This is a genomic window from Alkaliphilus pronyensis (assembly GCF_009017275.1).
In the GTDB taxonomy this organism is placed as follows: Bacteria; Bacillota; Clostridia; order Peptostreptococcales; family Natronincolaceae; genus Alkaliphilus_C; species Alkaliphilus_C pronyensis.
Map to the genome: position 1 here is coordinate 1 of NZ_WBZC01000043.1, position 21,605 is coordinate 21,605.

The 21,605-nt window shown below is 32.2% G+C and carries 16 protein-coding genes and 1 pseudogene; 13 read left to right on the top strand and 4 right to left on the bottom strand.

Annotated features, from left to right (window positions below):
* Both F8154_RS10995 and avs4 read left to right on the top strand, forming a co-directional pair.
* Nucleotides 1–292, top strand: a 292-nt coding sequence (locus F8154_RS10995; protein WP_192930259.1) for a 23S rRNA (pseudouridine(1915)-N(3))-methyltransferase RlmH, incomplete at its 5' end; no start/stop codon positions are given.
* An 86-nt stretch (nt 293–378) separates the two neighbouring features.
* The gene (gene avs4, locus F8154_RS11000) at nt 379–5,049 is read left to right on the top strand and encodes an AVAST type 4 anti-phage nuclease Avs4 (protein WP_151861669.1); all 4,671 of its coding nucleotides are present in this window, start codon (nt 379–381) and stop codon (nt 5,047–5,049) included.
* A gap of 38 nt (nt 5,050–5,087) precedes the next feature.
* Here avs4 and F8154_RS11005 read toward each other — a convergent pair whose 3' ends face one another.
* The 3 genes from F8154_RS11005 to F8154_RS15550 form a co-directional block, all read right to left on the bottom strand.
* Entirely contained in the window at nt 5,088–6,755 is a 1,668-nt protein-coding gene (locus tag F8154_RS11005; RefSeq protein WP_151861670.1) for a recombinase family protein, read from the bottom strand.
* A gap of 4 nt (nt 6,756–6,759) precedes the next feature.
* Complete coding sequence (locus tag F8154_RS11010; protein ID WP_151861671.1) at nt 6,760–7,437, bottom strand: hypothetical protein; 678 nt, start codon at nt 7,435–7,437, stop codon at nt 6,760–6,762.
* A gap of 82 nt (nt 7,438–7,519) precedes the next feature.
* Complete coding sequence (locus tag F8154_RS15550) at nt 7,520–7,651, bottom strand: hypothetical protein (RefSeq protein WP_279237187.1); 132 nt, start codon at nt 7,649–7,651, stop codon at nt 7,520–7,522.
* A gap of 315 nt (nt 7,652–7,966) precedes the next feature.
* Between F8154_RS15550 and F8154_RS11015 the strand changes: the two genes are divergently transcribed.
* From F8154_RS11015 to F8154_RS11040, 6 genes are all read left to right on the top strand, one after another.
* Nucleotides 7,967–8,809, top strand: coding sequence for a DNA adenine methylase (locus F8154_RS11015; protein ID WP_151861672.1), 843 nt, complete (start codon nt 7,967–7,969; stop codon nt 8,807–8,809).
* The gene (locus F8154_RS11020) at nt 8,802–10,094 is read left to right on the top strand and encodes a type II restriction enzyme (protein WP_151861673.1); all 1,293 of its coding nucleotides are present in this window, start codon (nt 8,802–8,804) and stop codon (nt 10,092–10,094) included. Before F8154_RS11015 ends, F8154_RS11020 begins: the two co-directional genes overlap by 8 nt.
* 136 nt (nt 10,095–10,230) lie before the next feature.
* On the top strand, nt 10,231–10,539 hold the full coding sequence (locus F8154_RS11025; RefSeq protein WP_151861674.1) for a hypothetical protein: 309 nt from the start codon (nt 10,231–10,233) through the stop codon (nt 10,537–10,539).
* A 69-nt stretch (nt 10,540–10,608) separates the two neighbouring features.
* Nucleotides 10,609–10,803 (top strand): hypothetical protein, encoded by a 195-nt coding sequence (locus F8154_RS11030; protein ID WP_151861675.1) that lies wholly within the window; start codon nt 10,609–10,611, stop codon nt 10,801–10,803.
* Between the two features lie 534 nt (nt 10,804–11,337).
* Nucleotides 11,338–11,967: a hypothetical protein gene (locus F8154_RS11035; RefSeq protein ID WP_151861676.1), complete on the top strand. Its 630-nt coding sequence runs from the start codon at nt 11,338–11,340 to the stop codon at nt 11,965–11,967.
* Nucleotides 11,968–11,978: 11 nt separating this feature from the next.
* Entirely contained in the window at nt 11,979–13,250 is a 1,272-nt protein-coding gene (locus F8154_RS11040) for a hypothetical protein (RefSeq protein WP_151861677.1), read from the top strand.
* Nucleotides 13,251–14,499: 1,249 nt separating this feature from the next.
* Here the strand turns inward: F8154_RS11040 and F8154_RS15145 are convergent.
* Nucleotides 14,500–14,646, bottom strand: a complete 147-nt coding sequence (locus F8154_RS15145; RefSeq protein WP_192930260.1) for a hypothetical protein — start codon at nt 14,644–14,646, stop codon at nt 14,500–14,502.
* 505 nt (nt 14,647–15,151) lie between these two features.
* Here F8154_RS15145 and F8154_RS11045 point away from each other — a divergent pair.
* The 5 genes and pseudogenes from F8154_RS11045 to F8154_RS11060 all read left to right on the top strand — a co-directional run bounded on the left by F8154_RS11045 (nt 15,152) and on the right by F8154_RS11060 (nt 21,327).
* Entirely contained in the window at nt 15,152–18,136 is a 2,985-nt protein-coding gene (locus tag F8154_RS11045; protein WP_192930261.1) for a DEAD/DEAH box helicase, read from the top strand.
* 214 nt (nt 18,137–18,350) lie between these two features.
* Complete coding sequence (locus F8154_RS15150) at nt 18,351–18,524, top strand: hypothetical protein (protein WP_192930262.1); 174 nt, start codon at nt 18,351–18,353, stop codon at nt 18,522–18,524.
* 55 nt (nt 18,525–18,579) lie between these two features.
* Nucleotides 18,580–19,476 (top strand): ParA family protein, encoded by an 897-nt coding sequence (locus F8154_RS11050; RefSeq protein ID WP_151861679.1) that lies wholly within the window; start codon nt 18,580–18,582, stop codon nt 19,474–19,476.
* 22 nt (nt 19,477–19,498) lie between these two features.
* On the top strand, nt 19,499–20,185 hold the full coding sequence (locus F8154_RS11055) for a hypothetical protein (protein ID WP_151861680.1): 687 nt from the start codon (nt 19,499–19,501) through the stop codon (nt 20,183–20,185).
* Nucleotides 20,186–20,466: 281 nt separating this feature from the next.
* Nucleotides 20,467–21,327, top strand: a pseudogene (locus tag F8154_RS11060) (AraC family transcriptional regulator).
* Nucleotides 21,328–21,605: the final 278 nt, after the last annotated feature.

Genomic DNA, 21,605 nt, shown 5'->3' on the forward strand with positions numbered 1-21,605 from the left:
CCTTAAGCACATAAAGGAAGCTTCATACACAGTAGTTTTAGATATAAAGGGCAAAATGCTTGCATCAGAAGAACTTGCTGACAAGCTTCAATCCCTAGGTGTAACCGGTAATAGCAATGTAGTATTCATTATTGGGGGCTCTTTAGGTGTATCCGATCAGGTGCTACAAAAGGCAGATTACAGGCTATCCTTTTCACCAATGACATTTCCACATCAGTTAATGAGGCTAATACTACTTGAGCAAACATATAGAGGGTTTAGGATAGTGAAGGGTGAACCTTATCATAAGTAACAGCGGTTTTTTCTACTACATGTGAGATAACTATTTAAAAATTGATATATAATTAAATGGTTAGTAATTAGAGGGGAGATAGTTATATGATTGAAGTGAATTGGGATATTTTTAATGCAAAATTTTCAGGTAGTACTAGAGAAAAATTTGAGTGGTTTTGTTATATGCTTTTTTGTGCAGAATGTAATTATAATAAAGGAATATTTCGGTTTTTCAATCAGGCAGCTATCGAAACAGAGCCAGTAGCCATAGATGGAGAAATAGTTGGATGGCAGGCAAAATATTATGATACTACTCTATCAAATCATACAGATGAAATTGTTCAAACTATTAAGAAGGCAAAAAAATTATATCCTGATATAAAGAGATTAATTATTTATTCTAATTCTGAATGGGCACAATATCGAGGTAATAAGCCTGCAGGATTAATTACGATTGAAGAAGTTTCAGAGCAAAATGAAGTGATAATTGATTGGCGTCTCAAATCGTTTTTTGAAAGTAAGTTTGTCACGGTTGATAACGAATCAATATCTAGGTATTTCTTTTCTTTAAACGAAAATGAATTTGATGAAGTAAATAGACGTATCAATCATACTAAGAATCTTTTATCAGAAATACGTAGTAATATCCAATTTAAAGATTGTACTATTCATATTTCTCGTACTGATATAATAGATGAATTGTTAAGATCTGAAGATCAAATAATAATTATTAGTGGAACTGGTGGTGTGGGGAAAACAGCAGTAATAAAGGATTATTATGATAGTTGTAAAGATGTATCTTCTATTTTGCTATTTAAGGCAACAGAGTTTGAAATAACAAGTATAGATGCACTTTTAAAAAGTACTAGTCTTGATTCTTTCTTCAAAATGTATGAATCGGTTAGTGAAAAGGTAATAGTTATTGATTCAGCTGAAAAACTTATAGATATAAAAAATACAGATACATTTAAGACATTCTTATCAAGGGCAATTAAGGATAAGTGGAAAATCATTTTTACTTCAAGAAATATGTATGTTAAGGATTTAAATAATGAATTCTTAGATCTTTATAATATGTTACCTAAGAACATTCACATAGATGAATTGACATTAGATGAACTTGAGCAATTAACAGATGATTATGGTTTTATTTTACCAAAAGACTTTAAACTGAATGAACTAATAAGGAATCCGTTTTATCTTAATGAATACTTAAGATATTATCAAGAAAGTGATCAAATAGATTATCAGACGTTTAAAGAAAAGTTGTGGGATAAGAATATTAAAAAGAATAAACCAGCAAGAGAACAATGGTTTATGAAAGTTGCTCGACAAAGGGCAAACTCAGGACAGTTTTTTCAAATGTTTGATACTGAGACTTCAATTTTGGATAAAGAACTTATACCTGATGGTCTAGTTGGCTATGAGACAGCAGGATACTTCATTACACATGATATATATGAAGAATGGGCATTAGAAAGAATTATCACAGTGGCATTTATAAGAGCAAAAAGTGTAGACGACTTTATTAAAGAAATTGGGAATTCAATGCCAATGAGACGTGTATTCCGCAACTGGATGTCTGATAAGTTGTTTCATAGCTCTCCAGATGTTGGATTCTTAATGGACGGAATTCTTAGAAATGAAGATATAGAAGTTTATTGGAAAGATGAGTTAATTGTTTCGATATTATTATCTCCATATGCTGATAAATTCTTTATTAAATATAGTGATATTATATTAGCAGATGAATTGAATATTTTAAAGCGTATTGGTTTTCTATTAAGGTTAGCATGTAAAGACCTTAATGATATTTTTATGGGCAAAATTGGCGGACAGAAGTTCGACTTATTCAATGCATCTTTTGTATTTACAAAGCCACATGGTGAAGGATGGGTTGCGTTTATTGAGTTCATTTATAATAATATTGCAACTATTGGTATAGAGAAACTTTTTTTTGTGATACCAATAATCAACACTTGGTCTGGTATGCCAGGTAAGGGAACTGAATTTGCAGGAAAAATTGCATTAGAACTATATGAATATAGCTTTAAAGAAGAAAGGTTCTATATTGGTAAAGAGAATGAAGAAGAGTTAATAACTACAATCCTTAAGTCTGCAAGTGAAAATAAAGATGTCATTATAAAAATCATTGATGAAGTAATTGAGAACAAATGGAAGCTAAGAAATGATCCATATAATGCGTTATGTAGAGCAATGATAAGCAGTAAACACAGTGCTTATACTGCAAAAGTGATTCCGAAAAGTGTATTAAAGATAGCTAAGTTATTTTGGCTAGAATCAGATGTAGAACGTTCTAATCGCTTTTATAATTACTCATCTATGCGAATTGAGCAGAGTTTTGGGTTATCATCAATATCAGATAGATACTTCCCTTCTAGTGCGTATCAAACACCAATGTATAATATTTTGCAAATAGCTCCTTATGAGGGAATAGATTTCATTATTGATTTAATGAATGAATGTGTCGGCGCGCTTAAAGAAAGTGGCTTTGATAACGATATTAGGAAAATACATATTCAACTTGACAATGAAAAGACTAGTGAGCAATACATAAGCAATTGCATATGGGGGATTTATAGAGGAAATGGATCTCCAGTAAGTCCAAACCTACTTCAATCTCTTCATATGGCTTTAGAAAAGTATTTACTTGACGTTACAGAAAAGACTGATGATAAAATACTTATCCCTTTATTTAAACATATGTTGATGAAAAGTAATTCTGCATCTATAACTGCTGTTATTCTTAGCATTGTATTAGCATTTGCAGAAAAACTATCAGAAATCGCTGTGATTCTTTTTCAAACGTATGAGATCATTTACTATGATCTTGGTAGAGCTGTAGGAGACAGATCTATAAAGACTTTGTATTCAATTGGTTATGGACTGAATAGGGAGCATGACATTTATCAAAATGAACGGATAGATACCTGTGAGCAAAAGCACAGAAATAATACTTTGGAAGGTGTTATTGTTTATTACCAGTTTTTTATGCCAGCAGGTTCAGATGAAGAGAAGTTCAAAGAACGACAGGAAAGAATATGGGAAATACTAGATGATTATTATAAAGAATTTGAAAGGGAAGATTATAAAGATGGTACCACAAAAGAATTAATAATAAGGAGGATGGATAGACGTATTATGGAACCGAAGCTTGAAACGGTTGATGAAGGAGTATTAATCGATTTTAACCCTCAACTTCCAGAAAAAATAACTGAGTATACTGATATAGCAAAAGAAGAATCTGCTAGCAAGACAAAGTATATGAGATTAGATCTTTGGGCAAAGATGAAGTTAGAGAATAATCAAAAAGCGGATGAGTATGAAGAGTATAATTCACATCCAGAGAAAGCTTTAGAAGAAGTAAAACAGTATATGGTTGAGATGAAACAAGGAAAATTTGGTGAGTATGACTTAATCTATAGAGCTTTACTACCGAATGTTTTTTCGGTATTAATTATTTATTACTCTGATATATTGAATCAAAATGATCTTGTTTTGGCAAAAGAAATTGCAATAAGTACTTCCTTAGCTCCGATACAGGCAAATTATGGATACCAAATGGGCGATGGTGTAGAAGGTGCAGTAAGTGCCATTTCATATTTGTTCGGTAAAGTAGATTCGGATGATGACTTGATTTTACTGCTATTGTTGATTCTATTAAATCAATATCCATTAGGTATGTACAAACGTATATGTGATTTTGCCATTGAATCGATTAATAACATATTGTGGCAACGATACCCAGAGATGGCAAAAAAAATTACTCTATGTTATTTGTATATTGCGTCTAAATTTGACGAGTTTATTCAGACAAAAAGGAGTAATCCACAGTATTTTAGAGGAGATGAAAGAAATATCATTTATATGGATTTCGTTGAATCTCATGAGGAAATGCTAGAAAAGTTAATTACATCTGAAAACAAAAATATTACTGTTAAAATAGTAGACCCAACTTTGACAATAGTTGAAGTAGTACTTTCTTTAATTCCGTATGATACTCAAGATGCTCAGTTGCTTGATATTGTAGAGAATCTTATCAAGGAAATAGCAGAAGAGGTTTTTCAAGAAAGCCAATCCCATGAGTATACGAATAAACACAAATTATTGAAAGAGTACAGTAAATTCTTGTTAACAAGAGATGTATATGAAGTAGATAGATTTAATAGCTATTTTGTGAACAGCTTTGTATTCAATAGAGAATCAGGATATCTTTTTGATCAACTACTATTGGCAGAAGATACGATGAATAGATTCGATACATTTTGGAAAGTTTGGTGGACATATTTTGATAAAATTATTGAATGTTCAAAAGCTGGAGTACCCTTCTACGGAAAAGAAGTCATGCAAACATATATTTTGGCATTTAGATATTGGAAGAGTGGCGCTACTGAATGGCATAGTTTGAAAGTGGGAAACAAAGACTTTTATACACGGCTTACGACAGAATTATCACATATTCCAGAAGTGTTAGCGGGAATTTCACATCTTCTGTATTCTATAGGTTCTTTATTCCTTGAAGATGGAATTCCATGGATATCATCAATGATATTGAGTAATCAAGAGATTCATATCAAAGAAATGTCAGCTAATACCATTTTTTACATCGAAAATATAGTTCGAAAGTATGTCAATGTATATAGAGAGGTATTGAAGACTAATATAAGAAAGAAAGAGGAAGTTCTTGTTATACTTAATTGCCTTGTTGAAAAGAACTCTGAAGTTGCATATATGATACGAGAAAGGTTAATATAAAATCTAAGTATTAATATTTAATAATCTATTAATACAGTTTAGAAAAAACCGCAGTTAGGTATGGTACGGTGAACCGTATCACAAGTAGGGACAAACGTTTTTAAATTCTCTTTTTTAGCGGAAGAATTTAGGTATTCCAACACGTCCGCTTCATCAAATGCTAATACAATCTTTTCAACTGTTCTAGTTTTAAACTCATCAGACTGCTTTATTCTAATTTCTTTGATTAATGAATGAAGCAGTTTTTTTCTTTCCTCTGTTGTTGCTTTTTCGAACAAGGTTTTAAAATGTTTAAGTGCCAACGTTAAAGACTCTATTGTCTTGTCTTCTCTTTCGAGTGCCTTAATTCTGTAATGAGCTTCTTCTAATTCATCATTTACATAGCTCATTTCTCTATTAGTGTCTTCTATGATGGCAAGAATCTTTTCTTCTTTTAAAACAGCTAATTTTTTCGGGTCTCCAAGATGCTTGTAGTAAAGACTTTCAGTTGTTTTCAACTCTTTAAGTCTCTTATTGAGTTTGATGATATCCTTTTCATATCTATCTGTGTTTGGTTTGTTTTTATCTCTTGCTTGTTCAGATATAACATCGATTAAGTTAGGGTTAGACACAAACTCTAACAATTTTTCTATTGCATATTCTTCGGTTTGCTTTGCATCAATTAAATTAGGTTTGCAGACAGAAGTGTCTTTGTTGCTGTAATGACTACATATATAATAGCGATACATTTTCCCGTCGGGGTGTTCCTTAGATTTCCTTTTCACTCTATGAGCTACCATACTTGCACCACATACAGGGCATTTAGGAAGTCCAGAAAGTAGCCATTCACCTTTCCAGACTTTCGGATTAGCTTTACCGACTCTTGCTCTTTTATCTCTTGTTAATTGCCATAGTTCTTCTGAAATGATAGGTTGATGATGATCGGATTTAACAAGAGTATAATTAGGATTGTTGTTGTTCTTTCTTTCCTTGTTCCAATCCTTACGAACACCATACCTAATATAACCCGCATAAAGTGGATTATCTAAAACAGATTTTACTGTTGAGTGTGCCCAAGTGTTCCCTTTCTTGGTCTTAATACCACGAGTGTTCAAATGTTTTACAATCCTGTTGTAGCCATAATCCTCATAGACATATAGTTCAAAGATTGTCCGAACCCTTTCAGCTTCATCTTCATTGATTATTAGTTTCTTATCTGCACTGTCATAACCTAGAACTATACCACCACCCCAAAGTCCATCTTTGGCTCTCTTTTGCATACCATCTTTTGTATTAGCAAGTATAGTATGTCTTTCCATTTGATTAACTGAACCAAGTATTTCAGCCATAAACCGACCAGTCGATGTGCCTGTATTTACGCTATCTCTTAGTGTAATTAGCACAATATCAAGTTCATCAAGATAAGTCATAAGGGAAGTAAGGTCATTTAGGCTTCGACCTACTCTTGAAAGAGTCCAAGCCATCACAGCATCAACTTTCTCTGAATGCTCGCTTATATACTCAATCATTTCTTGATACTTATATCTTTCATCTATTGATGAACCAGAAGCACCTGCATCGGTGTAGATACCAACTATATTATAGCCGTTTATTTTACAATTATCTTTTAGTTGGTCTAATTGGTTATCTAAGGAGAAGCCATCAGTTTGTTCAACTGTTGAAACCCTAGTGTATAGAACAACAATCTTTATGGTTTTTTCATACATATAATCACTCCAATATTAACTGTTTTGCATCTTCAATTCTTTGTTTCATTTCCTCTACATAGCCTTCATTTAAGGTCTGCCAATCTACGTCCCAATAGTCTGAGGAAGACACTATTGACGGTGAAACATTAAATAGGATTTCATTTCTCAATAAGGACGCTGGAAAATGTTCTTGACTATCAAAATCCTCATCATAATCAACAGCATATAGTCCCCAACAGTCATATATAAAAGGGTCGATAACTTTGAATACAAAATTATATGTCTCCCAAGATGTTGGTTTATCAGAGACAGAAGCAAAGTGCTGTATTCCATTTCTAAGCTTGCCAAACTCCTTGAACACATCAACATTTGGAAGTTCAATACCAGTTGATAAGTAAAGTCTTTCAGGTAAATCGCTCCATTGAATGGTCTTACCATTTTTAAACAAGTCTTCAATTGATACTCTATCACTTGTCAATTGCTTTGCTTTGGGTAATTGTTCAAATATCAATAAAGGGTGTTCTTCTGCAATTCTGGCTTTAATCAGTATTTCAGCAGAATGAGCTGCTTGAAGAACTGCTAAATCACTCCATGAGTCATTTAGCATATTCGAATAACCACTATGTCTATTAGCATGTGCCAAAGCTCCTAAGCCAAGTTGGAGCATATGTTCAGATATTCCTTTTAGGTTTACATTCATTTTTTATCTCCTCTGGAATAATTTTATCATATAACCGTATCTTATAGTAGGACAAACAAAATATTGCATTAAAAAAGACCACTTAGTTAGTGGTCTGGTTAGAATCTATGTCATACTTTTCAAGCATTTCTGAAATAGTTTTAACAAAAGTATCAATCCTTTCTTCTGTTGAAGACTTCTTCTTTATATAAAGCGGTTTGCTTGTTTTTCTCATAATCTTTTCCTTCCACCGCATCTGTCCTATTATGACACGGTCGCTGTGGAAGAAAAAATCTTCAATCAATATTAAATTCTTCTCATTTGAAGAGAAGTTCTTATATTATACAGTATTGGACAGAAAAAATCAAGCATTAGAAAGAAAAAGCTTTAAAAACAGTTGAAGTTGTGATAATCTATATTGATACCTTTTAAAACTTATACAAGATATAGTATAATTAATGTGGTTGATACACTATGACAAGTAAGGCGAATATATGTTCGCTTTTCTGATGATAATGCGATATACTATTATTAGAATGGAGTTGAGCATATGAAATATAATAAACTAGCTTCCCCAGTGCTTAAATGGGTGGGTGGTAAGAGACAATTACTACCAGAGATAAGAAAATATATCCCTAAGAACATTTCAACGTATTATGAGCCATTTGTCGGTGGTGGAGCTGTATTGTTCGATATACAGCCTAAAAAAGCCATTGTAAATGATGTTAATAGCGAGTTGATAAATCTATACCAAGTGGTAAAAGATGATGTTGAGGGCTTAATTAAGGACTTAGAGAACCATAAAGAGAAGAACACAGCAGATTACTTTTACGAAGTTAGAGCCTGGGACAGAGACAATGCAATTTATAGTTCTCTGACAGAAGTTCAGAGAGCTTCAAGAGTTCATTATCTTAACAAGACTTGTTATAACGGATTGTTTAGAGTTAATCTTGCAGGACAGTTTAACTCACCTTATGGAAGATACAAGAACCCTAATATTGTAAATGAGATTACACTAAGAGCAGTAAGCAAGTTTTTCAATGAGGGTAATGTTGAGTTTAGAAATGGTGATTTTGAAGATGCAGTTAAAGGCATTAGAAAAGGTGCTTTTGTATATTTCGACCCACCTTATGACCCTGTTTCAGATAGTGCAAACTTTACTGGTTATGCAAAAGGTGGATTTAATAGAGATGAACAGATTAGATTAAAAAATCTATGCGACAAGCTGAATGCGAGAGGTGTAAAGTTCTTACTTTCAAATTCAGCAACAGATTTTATATTAGACCTCTACAAGGATTACAAAATTGAGATTATCAAGGCAAAGAGAGCCATTAACTCAAATGGTAATGCAAGAGGTGAAGTTGATGAAGTGTTGGTGAGGAATTATGAGTAAGCCTAAAACTAAAAATGATAAGGCTTGGGAGCAACTATTTGATAAGTATAATATTGCTAGAAAAGTTGAACGTGATGGTGTCTTTGAAATAACAGCAAAGCAAATAAATGAGTTTAGAGAAGCTAGGCTGATGACGAAATTTGACCATAGAAGCAACTTGCCAATCTTATTCGATGAAAACAATCTTTCTATACTCCCTATTACACGAGGGAGTTATGTTATATCGAATTTTGAAGCCTATCATAATTTTGAAAAACCATCAACAGAAATCATTAGGGCAACTGCCCCTGATTTCATACATAGTATTGATTTTGAGAATATAACAAGTGAAGCGACAGCGATAAATGTCGCTTATCTATCTGGTATTTTAGCTGATTTTACAGGTGAAGAAACATTGCTTCCAACGGTTAATGGTAGAATGAGTTCAGAGTCTTTCGATTTTAATATTTACAACAGAGCAAACGATCGACTTCAAAACATTGCTGTTGTAAATTCGCAGATTGAGATTGATGGTGGTTTTGAGGGATTTGATTCACTTACTCTACTCGAAGCAAAGAACTCTTTGTCTGATGATTTCTTAGTAAGACAGTTATACTACCCATTTAGACTATGGCAGAATAAAGTTGGAAAACCTGTTAAACCTGTCTTCCTAACATATACAAATGGTGTGTTTAACTTATATGAGTATGAGTTTCAAGATGCTCAAAATTATAACTCATTACTGTTAGTAAAGCAACGGAACTATACACTGGAACAGGAAGAGATAAGTTTTGATGATATACTTTCCTTATTGGAACAGATTCGATTTTCACCAGAACCAGATGGAATTCCATTTCCACAGGCTGATAGTTTTGATAGAGTCATTAATATATGTGAGCTATTGTTTGAAAACGAGTATCTAACAAGAGAATATATCACTTACAATTATGACTTTGATATCCGACAAACAAACTATTATACAGATGCTTGTAGATATCTAGGTTTGGTAGATAAGGATAGAGACCGAGAAGAAGGAGTCAGATATTTTTTAACTGATAAAGGTAAATCAATATTTAGGTTGAACTTAAAGAATAGAAACTTGGCATTTGTTAAGTGTATTCTTGAAATGCGGGCATTCAACTGGACTTTCAGAGAATACTTGCAGAACTTAGAAATGCCTGTCAAATCAAGAGTTGTGGAAATAATGACAGAAGCCGAACTTCAAAACATGAACATGAATACCAAAGGAAGAAGAGCTTCATCAATTACTGGTTGGCTAAACTGGTTAATTGATTTAACAAGATGATGAATGAAATCATCAATGTTATAAACAATTGATTAAGACTTGATGAACCGTTTCACCAGTAGTGGTGAAAGAATTAATCAAAATGATTAATGGTTTCATCACTCTTTAATCAAGAAGCAAAGGAGTTGGTGAAAAGATGAATCAAGAGTTGTTTAATAAGTGGATGAGTGAAGCTACTTACACTGGTGAAACTCTTATAAACACTTACGTTCAAGAAGATTTATATGTTGCACTATTAAAGCTTGATGATGGTAGATATTGTGAAAGATTTTATGAACAAGATAAGGTGTTTCCACATTGCTTTAAAGTGAAAGACCTAAATTACTTGTCCGAGGAAGAAGCTGATATTATCATATCTTTCGAACAAGCCAAGAATGGTGAAACCACTGGTGCTATGAATGTTGAAGAAGCACAAGCATATCTTCAAAAGCTTATGAATGAATAATTTTATAAGACAAGAAAAATGACTAACCTCATTGTTAAGATTATACAATCATAACAGGAGGTTATTTTTATGGAATGGATTAAATCAGATGGAACACGTTTAGAAATGTCAAATGAGGGTGCTACATATACAATTATTCAGAAGTATAAGAATTGTAGTTGTAAGACTGTGGGAAAAGGTGAAAATCATCTTGCAAGACATTGCAGAGCTAAAAAGATTTGTGGTGAGAACTGCCTAAGGTATAGGTATAACAACTTATCTTAACAGACTAAGAGAATCACCGAAAGGTGATTAGTGATATAGCGAAAAATGGCTGCTTAAAGCAGTCATTTTTTTTATGCCCTTTTATACATTTTCTTTCTAATGCCAGAGTTGATTAATGACATGAAGATGATCGAGTCAGGCATAAAGAAAGTTATTATATGAGATTTGGAATAAATCATATTGAAGACACATATCATGTTATGTAAGCCGTTTTATATGGTGGTATAAAATGAAATCTTGAAATTTTGTTGAAATATAGCCAAATACTAAGAAAATGAGGTGTTAGATGTTTGCTCTCCTCCCCCCCCCCTCTCCTCTCTCCCCCCCCTCACTCCACCATTGCAAAACGCTAACGCATTTTACAACCGTCCTAAAAGTGTCGGAAATCCTTCGGAGTTTCCTAACTTTTTTAACGGACTTGGTTCCATTCGGGAGAGCACTTGCCATAAAGGTAAAGGTGAAATTGAGGTTAAAAGTGGCAAGTTTATTTCAACAAAATTCATATATTTTCACAGCATAAAGGGGGTATTAGCGATGGCTAAAAAAGATGAAAGATATTATCGGAAACAGTATAAAAATCAGAAAATCCTTAGGAGAGATAAAGAGACTTTAAAGGCAATGACAAAGTGTCATTACTTAGCAAAAGAGCATTTTGACAGAATGAAATTTTCTAATAAATCACTTAACAGATTTCTAAAAATGGGTGTTATTGAGAGTGTGGAAAAGATTGATAAGCACTCCAATGATACTGTTCAACTTTATAGATTAACCGATTATGGTAAGGACTACTATCGAAGAGAAATTAATCCACAGGAAAGTTTTTATTCATCTACGGGGCATGAACATGATTTAAGAGTAGCTGATGTTTATACTGAATTATACTCCACTGGTGTTCCTTTTGAATGGAAAACTGAAAGAGAACTTCAACAAGATTTCAAAGACAGAATAGATGAGATTAGGGAACGTGATTATAACCAAGCAGAGCAAATGCTGAATGACTATCGAGCTGGTGTATATTCATCACCAGACTTTGCCTATTCAATAGGAGGTGAAACAGTTATGGTCGAGGTTATAACTGGTAGTGGCACATATACTGAAAGTCATATTCAAGCTAAAACAGATTTTGGAAACCAATTAGGACATACAGTCCAGTTTATAAAATAGGAGGTATAGCAATGAAAAATAAAGAGACAACTGTTAAAAAAGAAGCAGTTAAAGAGAAAGAAACAATTGAAGACCTACGCAATCAATATGAAGAATTGAAGTTGAAGCTTCAAATTGTAAAAAAGGAAGAAGCATTAAACTCATATCAGGCTAAAAAATCAGTCAGAGAAGCATACACAAAGAAGAAGCTGACTGATGAACCAATAGATAAGAAGTTGAAGGCATTTGAGACTTTTGAAAAGGCTTTAATGATGATGTATTTCAAGTTCAATGGTATAGCAACGATTAAACAACTTGAAACACTTGATAAATCGAGCAAATTGAACTGGAAATTATTAAAGAAATATGGATTATGTAAAGTGGTAGAGATATATGATGTAGAGGTGTATATACTAAGTGCATTTTCATTAAACCATTTACTTGGGAGTAGTAAGCAGAAAACCATTAGATTATCCACATTAGGATTAAGAAAGCAACTATATCGGAACAACTGGAATATAAACAACTTTTATCATAAAGGGAATATTGAGTTTCCAGATGACTTATTAGCAGATGACAATAAGACAAAGCATTGGAAATATTTCAAAGAAACACATGACAAGCTGAATGTGAAATGGTTAGCATTTAACAATGTAAATTATCAAATGCTGATAGTTGATGAACAGATAAGAAGAACGTATCAAACAGAAACATCTGAACAGAAGAAAGTATTCAAGGATAATGCTACTACGTCTAAGGAGAAAATTGATAAGTTAATTAAGAGTGGTTCTGTTAAGGAAGAACGGTTTTATGATATAACTAACATAACCACAGTAGAACCATACAAGAGTCATATTTTATCTATGTATAAGCTGAACAGATTAAAAGATAGTTTTATAAGAAAAGCAACCAAAGGTGAGAAATTCAGTCCTTCAAGTGATGACATAAAAAACTATGCCCTAACAAGTATTGGTGGAAAAGAAATTCAACCCTATTTCTTCTTCGATTTGTTTAGAGATAGCTTTGTTAATGTTAATTTCACAGTGAAAAACAATATCGGAACACTATACTTTGATTATATTGATTACACTGATAGTATTGGTAGAAAAAAAGCCAAGGAGTTAATAAATAAAGTTGAAAATCTTGTTAATATTGCTTATACTATGTGTCCATTCAATGTTCAATTGAACATATGGACTTCTGAACGAAATGGTAAGAAGCTAGGAAAAGATAATGAAGTGAAAAAGTTGTTGTGGAACTCATCTGTTAAAATGAAATGCAGAAAATTTGATTATGGGTTTTAAATAAGCGATTATGTCCTTATCAGGATATGATCGCTTTATTTATGGAATAATTTTTTAAGAACAATACTACAATAATAGAAATACATAAAAAAAGTTCAGTCGGTTCATTGGAACTCCAATTCCAATCAAACTGGCTATCTTGATATAAGGGGTATCAAGACAACACTCACTGAACTATTATTAATACTATTATATGGGGTTTTGAGATAAACATTCATACTAAATGTGGAAATAATAAAACGGCGTGTTCAAGTCTCTTCTATCAAGGATTTGAACCTTTTTTATGCCCAAAATGATAACAAGATAAACATGAGAGTTTTTTTACAGATGCTATAATTTTTACTTATAAAAATGCAGGGGTATGCTCCAAAACATCTCCCACCGAGAGATTATTGTAAAGGTGATGTAGTAAGGTGGAATCGATGAAGCTGTGGATATAAAAGTATTTCTCATTACTCTTATATCCAAGAACGGTAAGACGCAACAAAGCCGTGCCTAAGCTGAAAAGACGCTGATTAATATAATCATACAGCTGGCGAAAAGTTCCTCCATGTGGGGTATAAAAGCGGGGGTCCGAATCTGATTTATCAGAGGATATTAGCAAGTGATAACATCTATAATTATGGAGTAATCCGTGCTTTCAGGGAATGCTAATGGTGGTTTAATAACTGCTCGGAATGAAAGCTATAAAAAGATGAGATAAGCCGTTGAGAGTTCATTATGAACAACGAATGGGGATTGAGAAACACAACTATGTTGTTATCATTTAGCCGTCTTTTATTTTTTCCTCGAACCAAGGGATAACTGCGTCCATTCCAGGGGATTGCAAGGGTATGAGGTTAGCTTTGGTAAGTCTTTTAGTAGGTTTCAGCTTCTCGATGATTAAATCACAGATTTAATTATCTTCAAGCTTCTATAAGTTTTAGATACATTCTTTCAAACAAATCAATTAAAAAGACGTTGGACAGCTAAACGAAGTGAAGTATAAACAAGATTAGCTGGACAATAAAATCTGAAAGATTTTACATAACAAAATACAATATCATATAGATAAACTATAATCCTTTTGGGATGGGGGTCTGGGGGAAACCCTTTTATGAATATTAATCAAAACGTATATATAAAGATAAAGAATAATCTAAATAATAGTATATATAGAATCAATAGTCTTTATATAAATAATAAGAAAATCAATAAGAATAATATTAAGAAGATTGATAATAAAAATGACGGTCATAGACCGCCCTTTTTACCTACATTCTTTACACCAAGATTGATTAGTAAGTGTAGTTGGATTCATCTGTCTAAACCCAAAATATCTTTCTAGTTCCTCTTTGGTATATGCAGTTTTTCCACACTTTGGACAAGTGTGGGGAAGTTTAATTGAACCTGACATTAGCTCACCTCCTAACAATCATTTTAACTCATAACCAAAGACCAAACAAACCCAAATAGCATCTTATCAATAACAATAAGATAAATAATAAGATTAACATTATTGATATTAATAAGAAAAGCCTTGCATTTGCAAGACTTTCATTATGCTATATACTTAAATAAATAACTAGGAAGACTAAGCGATTTCAAGGATAATATTTTGTATGTCCCTTAGGAAGATACGGTAAACCGTATCATAAATAACGGAGGTTTTTTGATTGGAGCATTGAAAATGCAGGGATGTAGTAATTTTGTATAATTGTATTTTAATTATTATCTTATGTGAAGTAAGGAAATAGGTTATATACTGGAGTGTGCTTATTTGGGTTATGATACGGTTATAAGACTGTAGCATAACCTAAATACAAATAATCATAAAGAGTTAGACGATAACAATTATTTAATAACAATTAATGACCATCTAGAAAACAGAAAGAGAATAAATGCAGGGGGGTTTATTGAGTATGGAAATAAATGCAATAAACATCAGAGGATTTATAGAGTATTTTAGGAATACCATTTGTGATTCGGAGAGAAAGGTTGTGGATTCAAGCAATTTTAATAATAAAAATAAGATATCTATAGATGATATTGTTATAGGTAAGGTTCATAGTAAAATATTTGATTATCTGTACTGGAAGAAAAATAAAAAAATGGACGAAGAAGTATCAACAGATGATAAACTAGAAATTTATCTTTGTCCAATTGTTCTAAGTATTGAAGCTATACATGGAGAGGATAGAAGTTCTTTACCCAAGAACATTATTCCAATAATGATATCAGCTATTTTAAATAAAGATGGTAGTCTTACGATAAATTCAGAGAAGTTTCCTTGGATTCCGTGGGAATACCTTGAGCCATCACTAAGTGAAATAACAATAGGTGAATTGAGTGTGTTAGATGAATATTTATCAAAATATAAACAGCCAAATGTGACAGAGTGCTGGAACGAATACTGGAATTATTGTAATCAATTGTTCAAAGCAGTTACAGGATACACTATTGATGAATATAAGCTGGATTACTATGTAAAAACGGATGGTTCTTATGCAGTATTGGATGATGAAATTATAGGAACAAGGGTACATATCAGTAAGCTTTATGATTTTCTATTAACAGAGGATAAGATAGACTATAATAAGCTAACAACCTGTTTTTGTTCGCTAAAGAAGGTACAAAAAGAAGTTATTGTAGATGGAAATAGTTCAATAGAAGACTCAATAAAGCATATAGCACAGGTTGGCAGTGAATTTCCGTTGTCTAAGTCACAGCGAGAATCAATACATTATTTTAAGAAAATAAATGAAGGTGAGGTTTTAGCTGTAAATGGACCACCAGGAACAGGTAAAACAACTCTCCTACATTCAATAATCGGCCAACTTTTCGTTGAAGCTGCACTTAAGCAGGGTGAACCGCCTGTTATTGTTGCAGCATCAAATAACAATCAAGCCGTGACAAATATAATTGACAGTTTAGGGCAATTAGGTAATGATGAGTATATTCTAGCTAAGCGATGGTTACCCAAGGTAACAAGCTATGGAATGTATATTGCTTCCGAAGGGAAAATTAAGGAGCAGGAAAGGAACGGCAAAAAAACATATCATACTCTAACTACTAACGGGAATGGCTTTCCTGGGGAAGTTGAAAATAAGGAATATATAGAAAAAGCAGAGAATATTTTTATTGAAAACTACAAAGCGTATGCTGGGGATTTAAGGAGCACAAAAATTGTAGATTGCAAAAACGCAATACACCAGCAGTTAAAAGATAAGATAAAATCTATCGAGGATGTAGTACACAGTATTTCTGTCTTTCAGAAGTTTAAAGAGTATGTTGAGGAAAAATATAAAGGGCTTGGAGAAGTAGAAGCATGTGTCAGGAGTCTAGAAAAGAGAATCCAAGCGCTCGAAATAAGTAAACGAAATCTGACTGCACTGGAAAAGGATTTTGTGATATTCAGAAAGTCATTGCAATGGTATATTAATGTATTAGAATTTATACCATTTATTAGGCGGAAGTCAATGATAGAAAACAAATTGTTTTTTGCCAAAGTAGATTGCTCAATAGAATTTCAAGAGTACTTTACAGATAAAGTAAAAGATAAGATTGCCGATGAATTATTGAATGTAAAAGAAGAGATTTCTAAGGTTAAGGAAGAACTTGAGAAGGTAAAAAAAGATATTAGGGATTATAATGACAAATGGAATAGAATAAAACATCATTGCGAGATAATTCAAGAAAAGCTGAAGGGAGTTAATGGGAATTATGAATTGACCAAGATAAAAATAGATTTAGACACATATAATTACAATACAATACTTGAGCTACTCGACGTTACGTATCGCTATGAAGCATTTCATCTTGCTGTCCATTATTTTGAAGCAGCATGGCTTATCGAGGTGTCTAACAATATAGAAGAAAATTATGAAGATAAGAAGTCAGTAGCGAAGCAAAAAGCTAAGTGGAAACGTCATGCTAAACTAACCCCCTGTTTTGTATCTACCTTCTATATGATACCTAAGTTTTTCAGTGCATGGCAAGGAAAGGAAGAATACTTATTTAACTTTATAGATCTACTAATAGTAGACGAAGCTGGACAAGTACCACCTGAAATCGCTGCTGCATCATTCACGCTTGCTCAAAAGGCAGTAATTGTAGGGGATACACATCAAATAGAACCTGTATGGAGTGTAACAGAAACTGTCGATAGGCAAAATATAGGAAAGTTCCTAGCATTAAAAGATCAAACAGAGCAGAATGCCATTATAGATTATGGCATTGCAGCATCATCGGGTAATGTTATGAAAATTGCTCAAAATTTGTGTAAGGTTTCTAAATATAATACAGTTGGTGGAACATATTTAACGGAGCATAAAAGATGCATTCCTGAGATAATTAACTATTGTAATGAACTGGCTTATGAGGGTATATTGGAGCCCAAGAGAGAAAATAAATTGAAAGATTATCCGTATGTACATATGGGACATATACATATTCAAGGAGTAGCAGAGAAGGTTAATACAAGTTGGAAAAATGAGATAGAAGCACAAGCTATAGTAGATTGGATATTAGATAATAAAAAGAGGATTCAAGACTATTATAGCACTGAAAAAGGTAATGTTCCTACAGTATCAGATTGTGTAGGAATTGTAACTCCATTTTCTGTGCAGGCAAAAACAATAAGAAAGCTATTAAAGGAAAATGATATGGATTCTATTACTGTTGGTACAGTGCACAAACTACAGGGTGCAGAACGAAATATAGTTATATTTTCCACAGTGTATACACGCGAGCATAGAGGGGGATATTTCTTTGATAAAAAGCCAAATATGCTGAATGTGGCGGTATCAAGAGCAAAAGATAGTTTTCTAGTGTTTGGGGATAAAGAAATATTAAATAAAGAACGGAAAAAAACGCCATCAGGATTGTTAGCAAATTACGTGCTATAAATTAGGGACTTAAACAAAAGTATTTAGTTTGGTAGGAGATGACTGAAAGACTAAAAGATATCGAACCTACCCTAGGGCAAATGTAAGCAAGAAAACTTGATATAATGGATAAAATCAAAATGAATAGCTCGGATGAAATCCCTTTTGAGCTAGTCAAAGAAACGATGGAGGATTTTATAAACTTCTGAATAGTGCAGATAAAGACCAAAGGAAAATGTTCCTACAGCTAATCGTTAATAAAATTACAGTGGGAGATAATAGAAAGATTGATACAATTGAAATACATTTCAACGAAACATTAAAAAACTTAATAAAATCCTTTTTAGGGAAAGAATCTTCGGACAATGAAGATTCTTCCCTTTCTTTTGTTTTTGCAATTGCTATATAACTATACTAACTTAAAATATTGTATGCTATAATTAACTAAAAGGGGAGGGAATTATATGGGAAAGATTGTAAGTTTAATAAACTTGAAAGGTGGAGTTGGTAAAACTACTACCACTGTTGCATTAGCTGAATTTTTAACTTTTGAAAAGAAAAAGAAAGTTTTAGTAATTGATTTAGATCCACAAACAAATGCAACTGTAATGTTGATAAATCAAGAAGTATGGAAGGAAGCTAATGACAACAAAAGAACTATTCATCAAATGTTCTTAGATAAAATAAATAACACTCAAGACTTCGACATACATAAATCTATAATTAAAGGTGTTTCAAGTGTTGGTATTGGAATTCTAAATTTAGATTTGTTACCATCAAGCATTGATTTACTTGATGTACAAGATAGAATCCCAATGATTAACCAATTGAATAATTTTGCACAAAGTCCTATAACTGTGTTAGCAACTTATTTAACTCAACAAATTATTGATAAATATGATTATATTTTAATTGATTGTCCTCCAAACCTAGGTGCTATTACCTTAAATGGAATTTACTTGAGTGATTATTACCTTATACCTGTTGTCGCAGACATATTATCTACTTATGGAATACCGCAGATAAAAGATAGAATAAATAAAGTCTCTGATAATATTAAAGCAATAAACAGGGCATATGATATTAAACCGTTGGGAATAGTAATTACTAAATATAGAACTCAAAGTAGAATGCATAGAGAGACTAGGGATGACTTAATATTACGAAGCAAGTTGTCTGAAACAGATAAAAGACATGTGCCAGATGTATTTAGGGATTATGTTAAAGAGACTACAAGAATTTCCGAAGCAACTGATATCGATGTGCAGATTAGTACTTTAAAACAGAAATATGGTTATAATCAAGAAATATATGATGCTTTTGAAAGCATTACCAATGAATTTATTGCAAGAGTGAAGTAAATAGAATGTGGAGGTGAATTCAATGCCTACAAAAAAAGAAGAAATACTGGAGATGATTAATTCTGGAAAAAGTGTTGAAGAGATTGTTCAATTAGGCTTTAATAAAAAATATGTCAAGGAAGTTATAAGAGGCTTGAAAAAACCAGAATTAAGCAGAGATGAAAATGATATAAAAGCTAAGAATCAAGATAATAGCAAAACTTTAGGAGATGAAGATATAGCTCAAATGCAAAAAGATATAAATGAAATTAAGAAACTACTGATTAGTCAAAATAGTGTATATACCAAAGGAAGTCACTTAGATAATAAGCTAGAAATAAAGAAAAAGCAATTAGAAGATACATTGAAAATACTAAATTTTATTATGGAAAATGAGCCGCTTCTTAATCATATCAATCTTAATGTAAATATTGCGATTTCAGATAATGAATCGAATGTAAAAACAGAAAAAGTAGATAATAATAATTTTAAGGATAGTATGGATATCAAGATAAATCCAATAGAATTATATAGGGAAAAAGGTGAAATTGCTTTGAAAGATATCCTTAATAACTTTGATATTGCTGTTTTAAAGGATATAGCTAGACAATATACTCCCGATGCAAGAGGCTATGTCTATAAATGGAGTGATGCTACTAAAATAATCGATTATATTATTGAAAGATCAAAAAATTTAGCAGAAAAAGGAAGCGTATTTGTTACTGATTAAGTTATGAGATTGTAGACAGACTTTGTTTACAATCTTTTTGTTTAAAAACCGCTAGTTCACTGGTACGGTGAACCTTACCATAAATAATTGCGATTTTTTCTAAGATTAAGTATTTTCAATATGTAGCCTAATGGAGTCAGGAGATTATCCCCTGACTTATAATTTTACCTACAAGTAGTATTGAATTAAAAGAATAAATACATATATAGCAAAAAACATCAAAACTCAAGATATGAAAACTGCTATTATATAGTTATAAGCCTTCCGGGAGGGAAAGAAAAGTGGATTATATTATTAGGATAAAAAACGCTTTAGATTATGTTGAAGAGAATCTTACAGAAGAGACTGAACTTAAAGAGATTGCAAATAAAGCATATTTTTCACTGTACCATTTTCATAGAATATTTGGAGCTATAGTTGGAGATAACATGAAAGAATTTATAAGAAAGAGAAGATTAACTGAGGCTAGAAATGACTTAATTGTGACTAATGATAGAATAATTGATATAGCCTTAAAATATCAATTTGGATCTCAAGCTGCCTTTACCCGTTCATTTAAAAAAATGTATGGGATGACACCACACCAGTATAGAAAAAATGGTACAAATTTAGTTTTATTTCAGAAAAAGAAGTTAACAGATATACAATTAAAACATTTGAATGGGGGAATTAACGTGGAACCTAAAATAATAGAAAAAGATAAATTTATGATAGTAGGAATAAAATACTATGGAAATAATCAAAATAATGAAATTCCCGAGTTATGGAACAAGTTTAACTCTAGAATGAAAGAAATAAAAAATGTGATAAATAGTAATGTAGCTATGGGAGTATGCGAGTTTGTAGAAAGCTTTACTGAAGAGAGTAAATTTACATACTTTGCTTGTCAAGAAGTGAATTCTTTTAGAAATATACCTGAAGGAATGGAAGGATTGACAGTAGAAAATAATAAATATGCTGTGTTTACTCACAAAGGGTCTGTTGAAAGATTAGGGGATACCTACGAATATATATATGGTACCTAGTTACCTAAGTCTGGTTATGAACCAGCAAACTCCCATGATTTTGAGTATTATGATGAAAGATTTAATTCAGGAAATGAAGATTCAGAGTTAGACATATACATACCAATTAGGCAATAGTAAGAATAAGGAAAGTAAAATATTACTTTACCCTTTCCCAGAGGATGATGTGTGATTTAAATAGTATAAAAAGAGTCAAAAGGAATATTCTTTTGACTCTTTTTGGGATTAAAACCGCAGCTATAAAGATACGGTGAACCTTACCATAAATAACTGCGCTTTTTCAGATGTGAGTAGTTTCAATATATACACACTAGCAAAGCAGAACAAGCCTATCCTTATTAAGTTAATAACTAGGGTAACTTGGAGGTACATTTAAATTATATACTAAGCTAATG

Bases quoted from the DNA above. Each gene is read 5' to 3' on its own strand.
- avs4 (WP_151861669.1), top strand. From the start codon at position 379: ATGATTGAAGTGAATTGGGATATTTTTAATGCAAAATTTTCAGGTAGT.
- F8154_RS11005 (WP_151861670.1), bottom strand. From the start codon at position 6,755: ATGTATGAAAAAACCATAAAGATTGTTGTTCTATACACTAGGGTTTCA.
- F8154_RS11010 (WP_151861671.1), bottom strand. From the start codon at position 7,437: ATGAATGTAAACCTAAAAGGAATATCTGAACATATGCTCCAACTTGGC.
- F8154_RS15550 (WP_279237187.1), bottom strand. From the start codon at position 7,651: ATGAGAAAAACAAGCAAACCGCTTTATATAAAGAAGAAGTCTTCAACA.
- F8154_RS11015 (WP_151861672.1), top strand. From the start codon at position 7,967: ATGAAATATAATAAACTAGCTTCCCCAGTGCTTAAATGGGTGGGTGGT.
- F8154_RS11020 (WP_151861673.1), top strand. From the start codon at position 8,802: ATGAGTAAGCCTAAAACTAAAAATGATAAGGCTTGGGAGCAACTATTT.
- F8154_RS11025 (WP_151861674.1), top strand. From the start codon at position 10,231: ATGAATCAAGAGTTGTTTAATAAGTGGATGAGTGAAGCTACTTACACT.
- F8154_RS11030 (WP_151861675.1), top strand. From the start codon at position 10,609: ATGGAATGGATTAAATCAGATGGAACACGTTTAGAAATGTCAAATGAG.
- F8154_RS11035 (WP_151861676.1), top strand. From the start codon at position 11,338: ATGGCTAAAAAAGATGAAAGATATTATCGGAAACAGTATAAAAATCAG.
- F8154_RS11040 (WP_151861677.1), top strand. From the start codon at position 11,979: ATGAAAAATAAAGAGACAACTGTTAAAAAAGAAGCAGTTAAAGAGAAA.
- F8154_RS15145 (WP_192930260.1), bottom strand. From the start codon at position 14,646: ATGTCAGGTTCAATTAAACTTCCCCACACTTGTCCAAAGTGTGGAAAA.
- F8154_RS11045 (WP_192930261.1), top strand. From the start codon at position 15,152: ATGGAAATAAATGCAATAAACATCAGAGGATTTATAGAGTATTTTAGG.
- F8154_RS15150 (WP_192930262.1), top strand. From the start codon at position 18,351: ATGTTCCTACAGCTAATCGTTAATAAAATTACAGTGGGAGATAATAGA.
- F8154_RS11050 (WP_151861679.1), top strand. From the start codon at position 18,580: ATGGGAAAGATTGTAAGTTTAATAAACTTGAAAGGTGGAGTTGGTAAA.
- F8154_RS11055 (WP_151861680.1), top strand. From the start codon at position 19,499: ATGCCTACAAAAAAAGAAGAAATACTGGAGATGATTAATTCTGGAAAA.